This window comes from Pasteuria ramosa (assembly GCF_056496785.1).
Window position 1 is genome coordinate 1173754 of the sequence record NZ_CP143099.1, and the last position, 16037, is coordinate 1189790.

Consider the following 16037-nt stretch of genomic DNA (forward strand, 5'->3'; position numbering starts at 1 on the left):
TTTAAAAATCTTATAGAAAGACAAACGGGCTATTTAGAATTAAAGGAATTAATTATTTTTTATCATAATCAGTCAGATTGGATTTTTATATTACTGTACTTGCCAAAAAAAATAGGCCATAATTTTTGATTTTCAAAAATTAACTTTAAAAGTTTATTATAATCTAAGTTTGAACATTATTTGTTTATACAAAATATCGTTTTTATTTTTAGAGTAATTTATCATCCTTATGTTTAATTACTCTAAAAAGAGAATTTATAGGTTTGTATTTTTGTAATAAATTTAATTATATTTATGGATGCTCAAAAAACAAACCTAGCCTCTTTAGGTTTTTTACCATATTTATCCTTTTTAATTGCATTTGCAGATTTAGGCTACCTCTTTAAATTTATAACAGTAGGGTCTTAGTGCTGCTCTTAATCCTTTTTTGGAACGTGATAAAATAAGCTTCACAGATATCTGTATAGGAATATCTAAATATGATATTATCTCTTTCAGATATGAAATTAATATATCGATTATATTTTATATTCAATCAGCTTCTTTTTTGGACTTGTGCCTAAACTTTAATGCAATGTGTATTTGAGACTAATAAAGTGTTTTCAAAGATGTTATTATCATTACTTTCATGATTATATTTTATCATAAGTGTTAAAATATCAATAAACATGTTTTAATAAGGAAACTAAGTTTTACTTATCCCTCTTATATGTTTAATTTAATTATTTAAATTTAAATAATAGCTAAAATTATATTGATTTGATACAATTGATTGTTCGTGTAAATTGTCTGAATTTTTTAATTTATATTTTTGGATTTTATATAAATTTTTTGAATTTATCTAAAGATAAATGATGATTGAATATTGCTGAGATTAGATCAAATTGCTTTGAGAAATTTTTCAGTTTATTACGATATCTATTAGCAATAAGCTTGAATCTTTTTAGCCATCCTATAACTCTTTCAACTAAGGATCTTTCTTGGGATAAAATATGGTTATAGTCTTTTTCTTCTTGGCTTAAAACCTTGTATTTACTGTTTTGATAAGGTATAATCGCATACAAATGATATTGGTTTAGGCCTTTAAAACCTGAATCACCTAGCAACGTTGCGTTTTCTGATAATGGAATACGTGATTTTTTGTAAAGATTAAAATCATGTACGCTACCAGGAGCGTAATTTGTAAAATAAATCTTGGCAGTTTTAGAGCAAATTAAAATTAAGGATTTCTTACTTGTTTGTTTTTTACGTCCAGATAAATAGGGTTTGTAATTCACCTTAGGACGTTGAATGCATATTTCTGTACCATCTATAATGAATCTGCCATATGTTAAGCTAGGTAGATATTTTTTCATATTTTTAGGATTTTCTTTATTAAGTACTTTTGTTGCGACAGCTTGTACCTTTTTTATAGTTTTATTAACAGTACTGCTAGTAACATCGAAAGTTTTTGCAATACTTCTATAAGTACGACCAAAGAAAAAATTATGAAAAAACAATAACACTTGATTTTCCGGGTCAAGTATGTTTGGTCTACCCCCTTTTTCATGGTTTTTCAAGTCATATTTTCGCACACTTTCTACTATAATTGAAAAGGTTATTTTATCGACGCCTACGGCGGACATAAATTCTTTTTCTGTTAATTTTGCTATTTTTGCATATTCCATATTTACATATCTCTTGTTAATATTAGACATAGTTATCTGCTCTTTTCTTTTAGTGTTAAATTCCATATTAATAGTAGTATATATACATAAAAAAAACAACACAATTTAATAATAGTGTTGTTTTTTTTATGTATATAAAGAAATAGCATTTTAATTTAAAGATATCAAAACACAAAAATTTATCTTTTTTCATATCTTAATGAAATTCCAAAAAAATAATAATATATATAATATTTTTTAGTTTATTCAGATTATTATAACAATATAGCTCATAAATAAGAATAGATATTGAAATTTTATATTTTTAAAAAAATTTAAAAATATCCATAAATGACAATTGTTCGTCTTAATCACATGTATTAAAGTTTAGGCACAAGTCCTTTAGCCTGATATTTACTTAATCCCTTTAGGAGATTACTATTACCTGTATGTATACAATAAATTGCTACAAACATTTGTAAAATTAAGTATCGCTCTAAATATTTTTTGATCTGACTTGTTATGCTTTTAAAGCGATATAATTTTTATCTTTTCTAAACTAGGTTTTTATTTCCCATCTGTTCGAATAATAATTTAGAATTTCTTCATTACTTAGCTCTATATCTTTGCAAATAAAATCCTTGGATCTAGATATATCTTTACCTTCCTTAACACAAATAAGGACAAACGAATTGTCAATAAAATTAAGATTACCTTCATATCTATACACATGATACTTTTGTTTTTTAATGGTAAAAAAATTTTTTCTACTAAAGATCTTTCTTGGGATAAAATATGGTTATAGTCTTTTTCTTCTTTGCTTAAAACCTTGTATTTACTGTTTTGATAAGGTTATGATGGCATACAAATGATATTGGTTTAGGCCTTTAAAACCTGAATCACCTAATACCTTGGTGCTTTCTTATAATGGTATACGTGATTTTTTGTAAAGATTAAAATTATGTACGCTACCAGGAGCGTAATTTGTAAAATAAATCTTAGCAGTTTTAGAGCAAATTAAAATTAGGGATTTCTGAACTTGGTTTTTTTTTACGTCCTGATAAATAGAGTTTGTAATTTACTTTAGGACTTTGAACGCATATTTCTTTACGGTCTATAATGAATCTGCCATATTTTAAGCTAGGTAGCTTTTTTTTCATATTTTTATGATTTTCTTTATTAAGTACTTTGGTTGCGATAGCTTGTACCTTTTTATAGTTTTATTAACAGTATTTCTAGTAACATCAAAAGTTTTTTCAACGCTTCTATAAGTAAGGCCGAAGAAAACATTATGAAAAAACAACAATACTTGATTTTCCGGATCAAGTATTGTTGGCTTGCCAATTTTTTATTTGTTTTCAAGTCATTTTTTTGCATGCTTTCTAAGATAACATTTTTTCAGATATGTTATTATATTTAAATACACCTTGCGCGAAAGTTTAGGCACAAGTTCTAATAAAAATTTAAAAATATATTAATTATATACTGAAATTACAGTATTTTGGCCTAATATAGCGATGTGCTATATTGTCGATATTTGATTTTAATATTATATTTATGTTAAATAGTGCGTCTTGAGCATGTTTTTTATATATTTGAATATATAAAATTTTACATATTCAAATATCAATTGTTTATTTTTAAAATTTACCAAAGATCGTAAGGGAATATTAGATTAATTTAAAATAATCCAAATATTATAGTATAAAATTTATTGTTTATAAAAAAACTAAACACAAAATATAAAAATTATTTATCTATATGTTGTATATATTAAAATATATAATTTAAGGAGTGTGTGTTTTTATTATAAAATATATGTTTAGGCAAATCTTATTTTTAGTAAGCTGTATTTCTATGTTGATTTCACCTACATATGCTATTTTATCACAAGCATCAGATATACAATTATTGGATGTAAATATTCAAGAAAATGTTTTAAATGGGGGCTCTGCGGCTTGTTCTTTAGACGATTTTATAAAAAGATTTAATATAAGGAATTTTTCTGGCCAAAGAATTCGGAAAAATATGAAAAAAGATTCGAATAGATTAAAATCCTTAGAAGATGCTTTAGCGCTTGATGGTTTTGAAGTAAAACATAATTTAGACGATATAAGTGGTTTTAGAGTTACTTTTGATAATATAAAAGATTTATCTGCAGAAGCGAAAAACAATCTTGTGTATAAATTGGGATCTGATATGAGTCATGGTTTTATGGTTCTGAACGTATATGATAAAAATACACAAAAGAAAGTGGGACAAGTTATACATTCTCGCGGTCAATTTTCTGATGGAACATTTACAGCAGTAGCTAAAATTGGTGAAAGTATGGAAGGAAAATTATATTTTTCTGATGGTCATACATCTGAAAATGTTTTAGTTAAAGATATAGAACAACGTAATATTCGTTCTAAAAGGTCATTTTGCGATTATTGTCCGGATGCTGTTAATGTTATTTGTTCAGTAGCTTCTGCGAGTTTTATTGGATGTATAAGTGATGCTTGTAAAAGATTTATCGGTAAACCTAGGGGGTTTTCTGCATGTTTATTTTTATGTCCGCTATTAGGATGGACTTTATGTAAATTATCCTCGGATGATGTTTGTCGTAGATATTGTTAGTTTTTAATATATTTTATTTATCATAAAAATATATATTTAAAATATATTTTTAGTCAAGGTTTTATTTAATACATAAAAAACAATATGTGCATTTTACGATATATTGGTTTTTATGTATTATTTTTTTATCATTTTATACATTTAATTTAATGATTATTTAATTATAATTTGAGTTTTTCTATGATTTAGGACTTTTGTTTGTAGGATTAACGATAAGGAGGATGCTTTATGATTCGCAAATTCGATTCTCAATTTTTAGAAACTAAAAAAATGAGCATTTTTATTTTCAGATCTTTTTATTATGTACTTTGTGGATTTTTATTGTTTTTGCCTTTTGGTCTTAATATTATGACAGAGGTGGAGTTGTATAGGGAATATTCAGGTTATGATTTTTTGGGAATGAAGATATTTTTATCAACAGGATTTATATTAGTTTTTATTTCTCTTTATATGTATTTATTAAATAAGAAAACAAAAAGTTTTTTTTTATTGCTTGAAGATGATTGTAACAAAGAATATTTGGAATCAAACTATATATTAGTATCAAAAGAATATTGGACGAATATTTTTTTATATTTTAAAGGTTGTTATCAATATGCTTATGATAATAAAAAAATAACAAAATTTCGTTTTTTCTTTCTTTATATTTTTAGTTTATTTGTTTTGCTTATTACAATTATTTTATTGTTTTTAGTTTCCCAACCTTCATTAGTTATGTGCATAGGCATTTTAATTTGGTGCTTATTGATTAAATTACAGAAATCGTATGAAAATTCTTGGTATGACAAGAAAGTGGATTTTAAATATTTTCTTAAAAATGACATGGTATTCTTCTTCTTTGGTTTCTATGGAATTATTGTTCCTAGTATTTATGATTCATTTTTTAATATACCTATTTTTATTAATAAGTTGCCATTTATTTTCTTAAGCTCATCATCTTATGTATACATTATTTCGACTATTACAACTTATTTTTTTATACCAAGGGTACCTGCTTTTGTGTTTGGTTTAAAAAAATAGATTTTTTCGTTAATTAATTTTTTCTTAATTCTTTCTTAATTCTTTCTTAATTTTTTCATTAAATTTTATTTAAAAATAAATTTATCTATTTAAGGACTTGTTCAAGAATCAATTTGAAGATAGTTTAAGGGTATAATTGAAGGTACTAAAAGCTATGATAATGGCTATTTTTGTGTTTAAATTCCATCAATAGTATTAAAATATAAAAAAAGATGAAGTAAATTGGGATATTAACCCCAATTTACGAAAAAATTTGACCAAATGAGATTTATTTGTTAACCTACAATTAATAGACACATTCTCTATACTCCTGTTGTGTTTTTTTATAACATTTACATTCTACACAGGTGATATAGGAATGTCTATTTTTTTGTAAATCTTAAAATAATAAAATATTATTTTTATTATAATATTTTATTATTTTTAAATTTTTTTTTTTGCATGTTCAGTAATAGATTTTAATAGTTCTCGACAAGAAGCAGTAGAAACATTACTTATATATGTATTAGCTAATGATGTATTAGACACACCCGTATATCGAGATCAGCAGGCAACTTCTTCACGATCTAAACCCTATGATTCTTCATTGTACTTGTTCAGAAACGTTAAATATCTAATTAGTCGTGGGTTAATTTAAAACCCAAAATAGCCGTTATTATAAGCTTTTGGTGGTTTCCATTAGGTTTTGCAACTCTCTTTTACATAGGTTTTTGGACAAGCTCATTAGCAAAAAGAAGAAAAAAATTAAAATCAAAGAAACATGATGAATTAAAATGATTAATCCAAATGATTATTTTTGATATTTAACGTTTTTTATTATACATTTCATTATTTATGAGATATTTATTTCTTTATATTAATTTTTTTTATCAATTAAATGAAACCGAGAACATGTTTTAAATTCACAAGAATATAAAGCTAAATAATTTTTCATAAAAATATATCCTAAATTTATAGGATGACGGTTTTCTTTTGGATATAAAAATTAAATTTAAAAAATCTTATAGCAAGACAAATGGGCTATTTAGAATTAAAGAAATAAATTAAATAAATTAAATAAATTAATTTTTATAATCATAAGTTATATGGGATTCTTTTATATTAATTAAAAAATATATTTTTTATAGCCAGGTTTATTTTTTAAGGACTAGTTTCGTTTGATATTAAAGCTTATATTTAATTACTTAAATAGTTTTTTATTTTTAAAATAATAAAAATATAATTTTGAAGAAAATGGTAACTAATGATGCTGAAAAAACCTAAAAAAATATTTTATGCTTTTGTTTTTATGACTTCTTTTTACTTATTAGAAGATAGTTTTGCTATGGCTAACAAAAGTGAGCAAAATGCTATCTTAGACTTGACTGTTAGACCTTTGGAGATTTTAAATAAGTTTTTGACAGATCGTTCTGTTAAAGATGATGATCGTATTCTTTTTAGAATTAAAAATTTTAGAAATATTAGAAGTTTAATTAATAAATTTTGGGATTCGGTAGATCTTGCAAATAAGTCCAGCCTCCATTCTTCTCCTGGAGAGATTATTATGGGTCTAGAGTTATTTCTTAAACAGCATGCGTTTGCGATTTTTGAAGGTAACCATAATGTTTTTATCAAAATTAAAGATGGACTAAAAACAGGAGAAAGTGTTGATAATGCGCAAAATAGAAACTTATTACAAAATGTAATTGATGATTTGTGGGCATCGGTATTTAAAGATCTTTGTCAAAATGGTATTTTTGATTTGTTAGATGATTCTTTAAAAAAGCATTTTGTGGATAAAGAAAAATTTTATGAACATATGAAATTTCATCAAAATGAATTGGCTAATTATATTATTGATGATACGGATGATGATATATTAATTTTTAATATTATGTCTTATATCGAGAAGATAAAAAATAGAGAAGATAAATTAATTAATGGACATACTTCTAATATTGAGGATGCTATAATTTATCAATCTATACATAAGATACCTATAAAAAATATTAATAGTTTTTTTATAGATCATAATATTGATAGTAAAATAGTGGATTGGTTTAACAGGAATATGCATAAATTAGATCCTGGTATAGACAAAGCTGATTTTGCAGTTATTTCTAGAATAGAGCGCGATGCTAAAAGTAATGTTTCAATGGATAACGATGATCAAAATGCTTTTCGTGGATTTATAAGTCGTGTTAGAAAAAATCCCATATTATTTTTTGAATTATTGATGCTTATTGTTGATAGCTTATCAGATGATTTAAAATCAGAATTTAAGCTTATATCTGGTATGACGACAGATAATTTGCCTAAATCATTTTACAGTTATTTTATAAGACATTTTGATCATAATTTATCAGCAGTATTGTGTGGTATGCAGAATATAGCAAAGGATAAGCTTAAATCTTGTAGAGCGAATTTATTAACCCCTGTATTTAATTTAATCTTACAATCATTAGATGACGATATATTTACATCATTAAACGAGGCACAGGTAGAGATTAAATTACCCGTCGCTTTGGAGAGTATTAATAAACTATTTCGCAAATTAATGATGATTGATCCTAATAGCTTGTCTGATAGAGAACAAATAGCCTTGTCTAATTTTCAGAGGACACTTGCTTTAAGGACTAATTTCAACAATTTTCTTATGCAAGATATGGATTATAAATTGAAGGATTTGCCCGATCAAATTAAAGCAATAAGAGATATAGCTAAAGATATTGATGTTCATCTTTATCAAAAAGTTTTGTCTTTTTTTGAAAAAGGAAACATTATTACAGGTGTTGATATGGCAGAGCATCAAAATTATTTAGAGCATATAGTTAGGGAATTATGGTTTATTTCATTTAAGAACTTATTTCAGGAATTTTCGCAATTTTATCTAGAAGATATTAAAGTTAAATTTGGTGATGACCAAAATTTTTATAAGATATTGTCAGACCATCGTTATCAACTATTTTATGCTTTACATGGCTATGATTTGTATAGTATTAATCGTTCTATGGAAAATTATATGTATCAAATTATAGATAACGGAGCATTATCTAACATAGATCCGATGAAATTTCAAGAAAATATGTCTTATGAATTGTCAAAAATAGATATTTTAGATTATATTTCAAAAGCTTTTTCTGAAGATAAAGGAGTTTTATTCTATGCACCTAAGAAACACCCTTCTTTTTTTAATTTTCAATGTGCTATGAATGTAAAATACTATCTTTTGCGTGATTCATTTTTTACTTATTATAATCTAATGAATGTTTTTGAAGAATATGGATTACATTCATTTAGTGATTCAACTATCGCTAAAGATTATCTAGCTATCTTGAGTCAAGTGAAACAAAAATCCAGTATGGAGGCTAATGATAAGCAAAAATTAAATCAGATATTAGATAGATGGTTAAAGTCGGAATTAAATTTAATTTTAGGTGAAATTTATAATAATGTATCTAGTTTAAGACATACATTTGTTGATAAACAAACCTTTGCTGAATTTATTTTTTCTCAGTATGATGAATTTATTAATTATTTTGGTATATCAAACGATAAATATACAGGTCATCCAAATGATGTACTTCATAAATTAAAATCATTTTATATACAAAATATTGAATTAAATTCTGGGAATATACAAAAAAAAATCAAAAATTATGTTAATGACCATTTTTTAAAAGATGAGCGATGTAAATTATCTAAATCAGGACTATTGCGTCCTAAGAGAGGATTAGACGACGATGATTTGATTAATCAAGGAGCTAGTCTACAATGTAATAACGCCCAAAATATTAGTGTAGCTCAAAGAATATATAATATTATGCAAGATTTAACCAAGCGTATTAATGAATTGTCATCCGAACTATCAGATGCTAATGAACAATTAAAGCAATCTTTATCATCCTTACAGAATTCTCGTCAAGAGAATAGGTCTATAGAGGTCTCAAATGATGAGTTGGCTATTTTAAACGAGCGTGTATCAAGTCTTCAAACGCATATTAATGAATTTTCAGAATCACTAAGAACTTGGCAAAATGAATTTGTAACTACTTTTCAAACAATTATGTCCGGTATTTCAATCTATCCTAGCTCCGATACAGGTACTACAATGTTACCTTGGCGCCATTTTATAAATGATCACAGAAATTTATATGATATGTATAACTCCATAATGGGTAGTCGACCAGATATTTTAGATTCATTAAATGCAAGTATGCACGAAAGAATAGGAGCAACTTCACCACTAAATGTATCAGGAGCAACTTCATCACTAAATGTATCAGGAGCAACTTCATCACTAAATGTATCAGGAGCAACTTCACCACTAAATGTATCAGGAGCAACTTCATCACTAAATGTATCAGGAGCAACTTCATCACTAAATGTATCAGGAGCAACTTCATCAGGGGAAACGATGCATAGAAGATTTTTATCCCAAGGTAGTAGTTTTATAAATTATTTACGGAAGTGTTTTCCTCTCCCACGAAATACAAATTCAAGAGAATCGATGAGTAGCGAAGCGCCCTGGAATAGATTTTTAGTTGATTTACTTAAAATAGTTAAGAGGAAAGATTTTGATAAATTTGGCATTTTGAAGTCGAATAAAAATGATTTGTTATATCTTTTTGAAAGTATGTTAAATGCTAATGATCAGAATTTAGATGTTATTATCTATATGTTTTTGCATAGGGTAATCTTGGCATCTAATTCTGCAGTGGAGTTATCTCCAAATTTTGAATCAGATGCCGGTAGAGCTGGGCAACTAGATTCTTTATATTTTTTTCCGCGTTCTTTTCTTCCTACTTCTTCTCCAAGAAGAATTTCTGATCCTGATATTGTATCAGAGAGACAAAGGTTAAGGAATGAAGAACAAATTTTGTCATCAGCAATAAATGATGTTCCGACGTTAATGATGGATCACATGCATATGAGTAGGTTACTGATAAATAATAATAGCAATCCAGTAGGGTCGATGTCAGAAGTTTTTTGGAGTAGTCAGCCAGGTACTTTGACAGAAACAGAGTCTTTATTAACAATTGGCTATAATGTTAATAATAACTTAGATCTGATGATGCGAAATCTTAATGATTTAATTATTTATGATCGTTTGAATAGCCCAATTCATACTGTTCCTAGGTATTTATCAAATATATATAACCTTGGATTGCCTAGAGAATTTTTTGAATTTATAGCTTATGATTCGATGCTTACATATACCTTGTCTGAATTTGAATATATGAATAGATTGTTTAATCTATCGATAAATTTAGAAAGACGACTAGACAGAAAGCGTTTGTTATATTCAACATACCGTATGTTCGCAACTGATTATACACCATATCATACATTATCTAATACATTAACTAATTTAAGGGAAGGATTTTTGCAAGATAATCGTTATCTTAGCAATATTTTAAGTAGTTTTAATTATAACTTAGTTGTTTTGCCTCGATCAAGAATGGATATAGTTTTCGATAAACTGAAGAAATGGATACAAGAAAATCCCGAAAAGTGGGCTAAGGCAAAGGCGTATTTAATGACAGATAATTCATATCCTATTAGGGCAGAGCTATGGGAAAGATTAAATGCGGAAGTTCCAGAATCTGCACATGCAACAGTTGCGCCTCTAAAGAGAGAAGAGATGTAATTTTAATTCTTTACTCTTGAAAAAATGTAAATTATTAATAAAAAGTTAGGAAATTTTAATTGTTTTTGTTTTTTAAATCTTAAAATATATGATTTTGAAAACAAAAATCAACATTATAAATAAAAGATTTTTTAATCAGATATATTTTGCTTTCTTAAAAGGAATAATAACAACTTCTAATAAAATTCAGCTTTATGGATAATATATTTATTAATAAACATTTTTTTCTATTTTTGGATAATATTTTTTATGCCAGTTAGAGTTGGTCATGATATGATTTATAGTTTGACGATTCCTATTATAAAAGCTATTTTTATGAACATCGGATAAAGTTTTAAGACATCATAATATTGATAATATTGATAATATGATTAAAAACTTATGAAGAAAATTAGGAAGTTAAATCTAATTTATAAAAAAATTTGACCAAATTGGATTTATTTGTTAATATAAATTTAATAGACATTTTTTATCCTCTGTTTGTATTTTGTTGATACAACTTACACAGAGTATGGAGAAATGTCTATTTTTGTTTGCTATATATTATATTTTAATATATCGAAAACTTTTGTAATATTAAGCCATTTTATTATTTTTAGTAATAATTTATATTTTTTGCTTTTTATGTTTTATTTGTTTTATTGTTCTTTTTTTGAAAATACATTAATTTAGATATGTTTTTTTTAGTAGATTTTTGCTTATTTTATACATCTATGCGGATAATGTTATTTGCTTTTTAATTTTCATATTTTATGGAGGTGCATGGTTTGTTAAAATATCAGCGCGTTCCTATTAAAGAGATTAATTTTAGGATTAAGAAGTTTCAGGAATATTGTCAATTGAATGATATTTCTTTGTCTTTAATTTTGCAACCGGTTGATTTGTATTATTTCACGGGTAGTATGCAACAGGGTGTACTTGTTATACCTATAGAGGGAGAGGCTGTTTTTTATGTGCGTCGTGTTTTAGAACGAGCTTGTTGGGAAGCCCATGCTTTACGTGTTGAATCTTTATTGCCTTTTCGTACGTTTAGAGATCGATTGGGCTTGATGGATGTTGTAAATTTAGGTATGGAGCTGGATGTTGTTCCTTATCAGGATGTATTACGATATCATGCGTTGTTTTCTAATGCTAAATTGTGTGATATATCTGTTGCTATCCGCAATTTGAGGAGTATTAAGAGTTTTTATGAATTACAACAACAACGACAAGCTGGTCAATATGCTTCACATGCTTTGGGTCAAATGTTAGCTTTGTCATTTCATAGCGAATTGGATTTGCATTTGAATTTAGAATATCAAACGAAAAAACAAGGTAGTTTAGGTGTTTGTCGCGTGCGTGGTTTTGGTCAAGAGATGTCATTTGGTGTGATTTCATCAGGGGGTAATGCTGCGTTACCAAGTAGTTTTATTGGTGTAACTGCTGGGCATGGTTTAAGTGCTGCTTTACCACAAGGAGCGAGTTTGGATTTTTTGAGAATTAATGAACCTATTTGTGTTGATTTCAGTTCTGTGCATGAGGGTTATATTACGGATCAGACGCGAACTTTTGTTATGGGGAGATTAGATGATACTTTAAAACGTGCTTATATGGTTAGCCTAGAGATTTTACGAATTATTGAAGAAAAAGCTTCTCCTGGTTGTATGCTTGCAGATCTTTATGAATTAGCTTTAAAGATAGCTGCTAATTATCATTTACTTGATCATTTTATGGGTTATGGTGAGACGCAGGTTAAATTTTTGGGACATGGTGTGGGTTTAGAATTAGACGAATGGCCTATTTTAACTCCTTCTTGGAAAGGTATCTTACAGGAAAATATGGTTATTGCGGTTGAGCCAAAGTTTGTTTTTCCTGGTAAAGGGACGGTGGGGATTGAAAATACGTATTTAGTTACGCCTAAAGGGTTGGTTTCTTTGGTTGATTTTGATTGTAATATTATTCATTTAGGCGGGATGGCTAAAATATAAATTTGTTGTTTATTCACCTTGTCCTGTGGTTTGCATAATATATATAAACTGGTTCCTGATCCTCAAGGTTCCATGCGCTCGGGTAAGAAAGGGTGCATTTTTTGAGCAATCATAGGGGCAAACCCTTGTTGACTAGTCGTGAACGTGAAGTATATGAGCTTTTAGTTCAAGACAAAACGACAAAGGAAGTCGCTCAAAAGCTTTTTATTAGTGAAAAAACAGTCCGCAATCATATTTCTAATGTTATGCAAAAGTTAAATGTCAAAGGTCGTTCACAGGCTGTTGTTGAGTTGGTTCGTTTGGGCGAAATAGAGATATAATTTTTTATTCTTTGTTTTTTATAATGTGAATTTTTAAAACCAATTTTTCTCAGTTATTTTGAGGGATAGATTGGTTTATTTTATATGTAACTATAAGGGGATGATATCATGTTTATAGCTCGTGATAATTTTTTAAATGAAGTATTATATATTTTAGAAAAAGGTAATGAACGAGAAGTTTTATATTTATTAAAAACATCACCTCGTTTTAAAAGGGCTTTTCGTTATATTATGTATAAACATTTACAAAACTATTTTGAACAAGAACAAAGACGCGGCTATTTTTAGAATTCTTCTCTCTTAAATAAATTCACCTTTTTCTGTTAAACGACAGCGTATTCTTTACCTATTTTTATCATAGAAATGCTGATAAAGTTTTTTTGGAGAGAGGTGTTAAAATGATTAGTCGTTTTTTATTTTTCTTTTGTTTTTTTTGCATTAGTTATGATATAAATTATTTTTCCTTAGCTTATGCACAAGAAAGTAAAACGTCATTTTTAACAACTATGGCACAAAGAATTAATCAGTATATTGATAAAGTTGATTATAATAAGGCGAGGTATGAATTAGCTAAGCTAGCTGATTATTTTGCTTATTCTAAAGTATCAGGACAAAATTTACATTTACAAGATATTAGTGTTTTATCTAATTTATTGATTTTATTTGAGACGGAGTTAAATCGTGACATTGTTAATCAAAAAAGTGTGAAGAGGATTTCCTTGCAGTTACTTTTAGCTTGTGATGCTTTGTTACATTCTAATCAGTCATTATGGAAAAAGCAGAATGTCCAAATGCAGTATCAGGTCTGGCAATTGCTTGATATGATAAATGAGGATAAATATAAAAAGCATCAACAGATCTATTTGCTAGACAATTTGCGTCAGACATATGTCATGCTTAGATCTGCCTTTTTGCTTACGCAACCCATCGAGATCGTAAATGAATTAGATGATTTGCTTAAGCATTTAAGTGTTTCTTCTGATGTTTATGAATTACAAAATTCTCTTAAGCGTATTTTGCAAGTTTTAGATCAAACCTTGTTATATGAGAGTTCACTAGCTTCTTCTGCTAGTCAAACTACATATCGTTTTTCTTTGGTTAAAACTATGTCTATAGTATTAACGATTTTGATCGGTTTGGTTTTCATATACGTTGGTTTGCGAAAATACTTAGCTAAAGTAAAATCTGAATATCTTTAATTTAGTATCAATGGATGTTATGCTTTAAACTATATTTTGGTTAGCTTTAAAATGTTATGTCTGGATATTTTCTTTGATTCTGGTTTGCTATATATTTTATTTATATATATATTTTATTTATATATATATTTTATTTTTTTCTTTTTTCTTTTTTATTTTTTCTTTTTTCTTTTTTCTTTTTTCTTTTTTTTGGCTTTGTGTTTTTTATATATTTATTTTTAAGGAGATTGATGATGAATTATTGGTTAAGGGCGAAGTATGTTTTACAGTCGGATAAGGATAAAGGTTATATCTTATGTTTAAATGGCGCTGTTGGTGTTAAAGGCGGTGAGATTGTTTATGTTGGTTTGGATGATCCAGAAGAGGCTTGTTTTTATGATAAAGTTGTCGATTATCATGATTGTTTGTTAATGCCAGGTTTGATTAATGCGCATACGCATTTAGGTTTAACGTTGTTGCGGGGATATGGAGATGATGTGCCTTTAAATATTTGGTTGACGGAGAAAATTTTTCCTTTAGAGTCACATATGACGGCAGAGATGGTTGCGGTAGGATCGCAGTTGTCTTTGTTAGAAATGATTCGTACAGGTACGACTTGTTGTGCTGATATGTATTTCCATATGGATTCTGTGGTCGATATCATTAAACAGGCTAACTTTCGTGCTTGTTTGGCACCAGGGATTGTGGGATTGGGTTGTGATGAAGCTTCGTTTAAGGTTAAAGCAGATGCTGCGGTGGATTTTGCACAAAATTGTTCACATGATCTTATTACTACGGCTATTGCACCCCATGCACCTTATACTTGTAATCCGCATCAGTTGTTTTATTTAGCTGAACGAGCTCAAGAGTTAAATGTTCCTTTACATATGCATTTATCAGAGACTGCTTTAGAGGTCGATGAACATGTGCAAAAATATGGAATGCGTCCTGTTCATCATTTAGCAGATCTTGGTATATTAAATGAAAGTTGTTTTTTTGCTCATGTTGTACATGTCACAGAAGATGAAATTAATACCTTAGCTTCATCTAAAGCGCATGTTGTGCATAATCCTCGTAGTAATTTAAAGCTAGGTAGTGGTATTGCGCCAATTCCGTTAATGATGCACCATGGGATTAAGCCTGCTTTAGGTACGGATAGTGCGGCTAGTAATAATAATTTGGATCTTTTGCAGGAAATGCAGATGGCCGCTTTATTGCATAAAGGATGTTCAGAGGATCCGCGTATTATTCCTGCTCATGAAGCAATTTCAATGGGTACAATATATGGTGCACAAGCAATAGGTTTAGCTGATAAAATAGGGAGTATTGAGGTTGGTAAGCAGGCAGATCTTTTAGCTGTTCGTTTAACTGGTTTGTCATATACACCAGATGATGTTGATCCATTAATTAAGCTTGTCTACGCATCGCATAGAGATAATATTGAAGCTGTTTATGTTTCCGGTAAATGTTTGTTTCATAAAGGAGAGTTTTTAACACTCGATGAGGAAAAAATAATTGCGGAAGCTAATAAGGTTCATCAACAATTATTTCGTTTAGCTAACGTAACGACTTTTTCTTGTTAAGTATTTACCTTAACTTTCTTCTTCTTTTTATTATATGTTCATGTTAAACTCATTTTAGTCGCCAAGGGAGTGAAT

At 27.8% G+C, this 16037-nt stretch carries 10 protein-coding genes; 8 read left to right on the forward strand and 2 right to left on the reverse strand.

Annotated elements, in window-relative coordinates; translation table 11 throughout:
- Positions 1-818 precede the first annotated feature (818 nt).
- Together VS182_RS05135 and VS182_RS05140 are read right to left on the reverse strand one after the other, a co-directional pair.
- Positions 819-1733 carry a transposase family protein gene (locus VS182_RS05135; protein ID WP_479492400.1) on the reverse strand — a complete coding sequence of 305 codons (915 nt, stop codon included), beginning with the start codon at positions 1731-1733 and terminating at the stop codon, positions 819-821.
- A gap of 472 nt (positions 1734-2205) precedes the next feature.
- Positions 2206-2376, reverse strand: coding sequence for a hypothetical protein (locus tag VS182_RS05140; protein ID WP_479488989.1), 171 nt, complete (start codon positions 2374-2376; stop codon positions 2206-2208).
- A gap of 1127 nt (positions 2377-3503) precedes the next feature.
- On the opposite strand from VS182_RS05140, the gene VS182_RS05145 reads away from it, so the two are divergent.
- The 8 genes from VS182_RS05145 (at position 3504) to VS182_RS05180 (ending at position 15962) form a co-directional block, all read left to right on the forward strand.
- Positions 3504-4265 (forward strand): hypothetical protein, encoded by a 762-nt coding sequence (locus VS182_RS05145; RefSeq protein ID WP_479488990.1) that lies wholly within the window; start codon positions 3504-3506, stop codon positions 4263-4265.
- A 228-nt stretch (positions 4266-4493) separates the two neighbouring features.
- Positions 4494-5285 (forward strand): hypothetical protein, encoded by a 792-nt coding sequence (locus VS182_RS05150; RefSeq protein WP_479484099.1) that lies wholly within the window; start codon positions 4494-4496, stop codon positions 5283-5285.
- Between the two features lie 1288 nt (positions 5286-6573).
- Entirely contained in the window at positions 6574-10914 is a 4341-nt protein-coding gene (locus tag VS182_RS05155) for a hypothetical protein (protein ID WP_479492401.1), read from the forward strand.
- A gap of 767 nt (positions 10915-11681) precedes the next feature.
- On the forward strand, positions 11682-12881 hold the full coding sequence (locus tag VS182_RS05160) for a M24 family metallopeptidase (protein ID WP_479488992.1): 1200 nt from the start codon (positions 11682-11684) through the stop codon (positions 12879-12881).
- A gap of 101 nt (positions 12882-12982) precedes the next feature.
- Positions 12983-13201 (forward strand): helix-turn-helix domain-containing protein, encoded by a 219-nt coding sequence (locus tag VS182_RS05165; protein WP_479484102.1) that lies wholly within the window; start codon positions 12983-12985, stop codon positions 13199-13201.
- 108 nt (positions 13202-13309) lie between these two features.
- A complete protein-coding gene (locus tag VS182_RS05170; RefSeq protein WP_479484103.1) occupies positions 13310-13489 on the forward strand; it encodes a hypothetical protein in 180 nt (59 codons plus the stop codon).
- A 110-nt stretch (positions 13490-13599) separates the two neighbouring features.
- Positions 13600-14400 (forward strand): sporulation protein YpjB, encoded by an 801-nt coding sequence (locus tag VS182_RS05175; protein ID WP_479484104.1) that lies wholly within the window; start codon positions 13600-13602, stop codon positions 14398-14400.
- Between the two features lie 233 nt (positions 14401-14633).
- On the forward strand, positions 14634-15962 hold the full coding sequence (locus VS182_RS05180; RefSeq protein ID WP_479484105.1) for an amidohydrolase family protein: 1329 nt from the start codon (positions 14634-14636) through the stop codon (positions 15960-15962).
- The last annotated feature ends 75 nt before the right edge of the window (positions 15963-16037 follow it).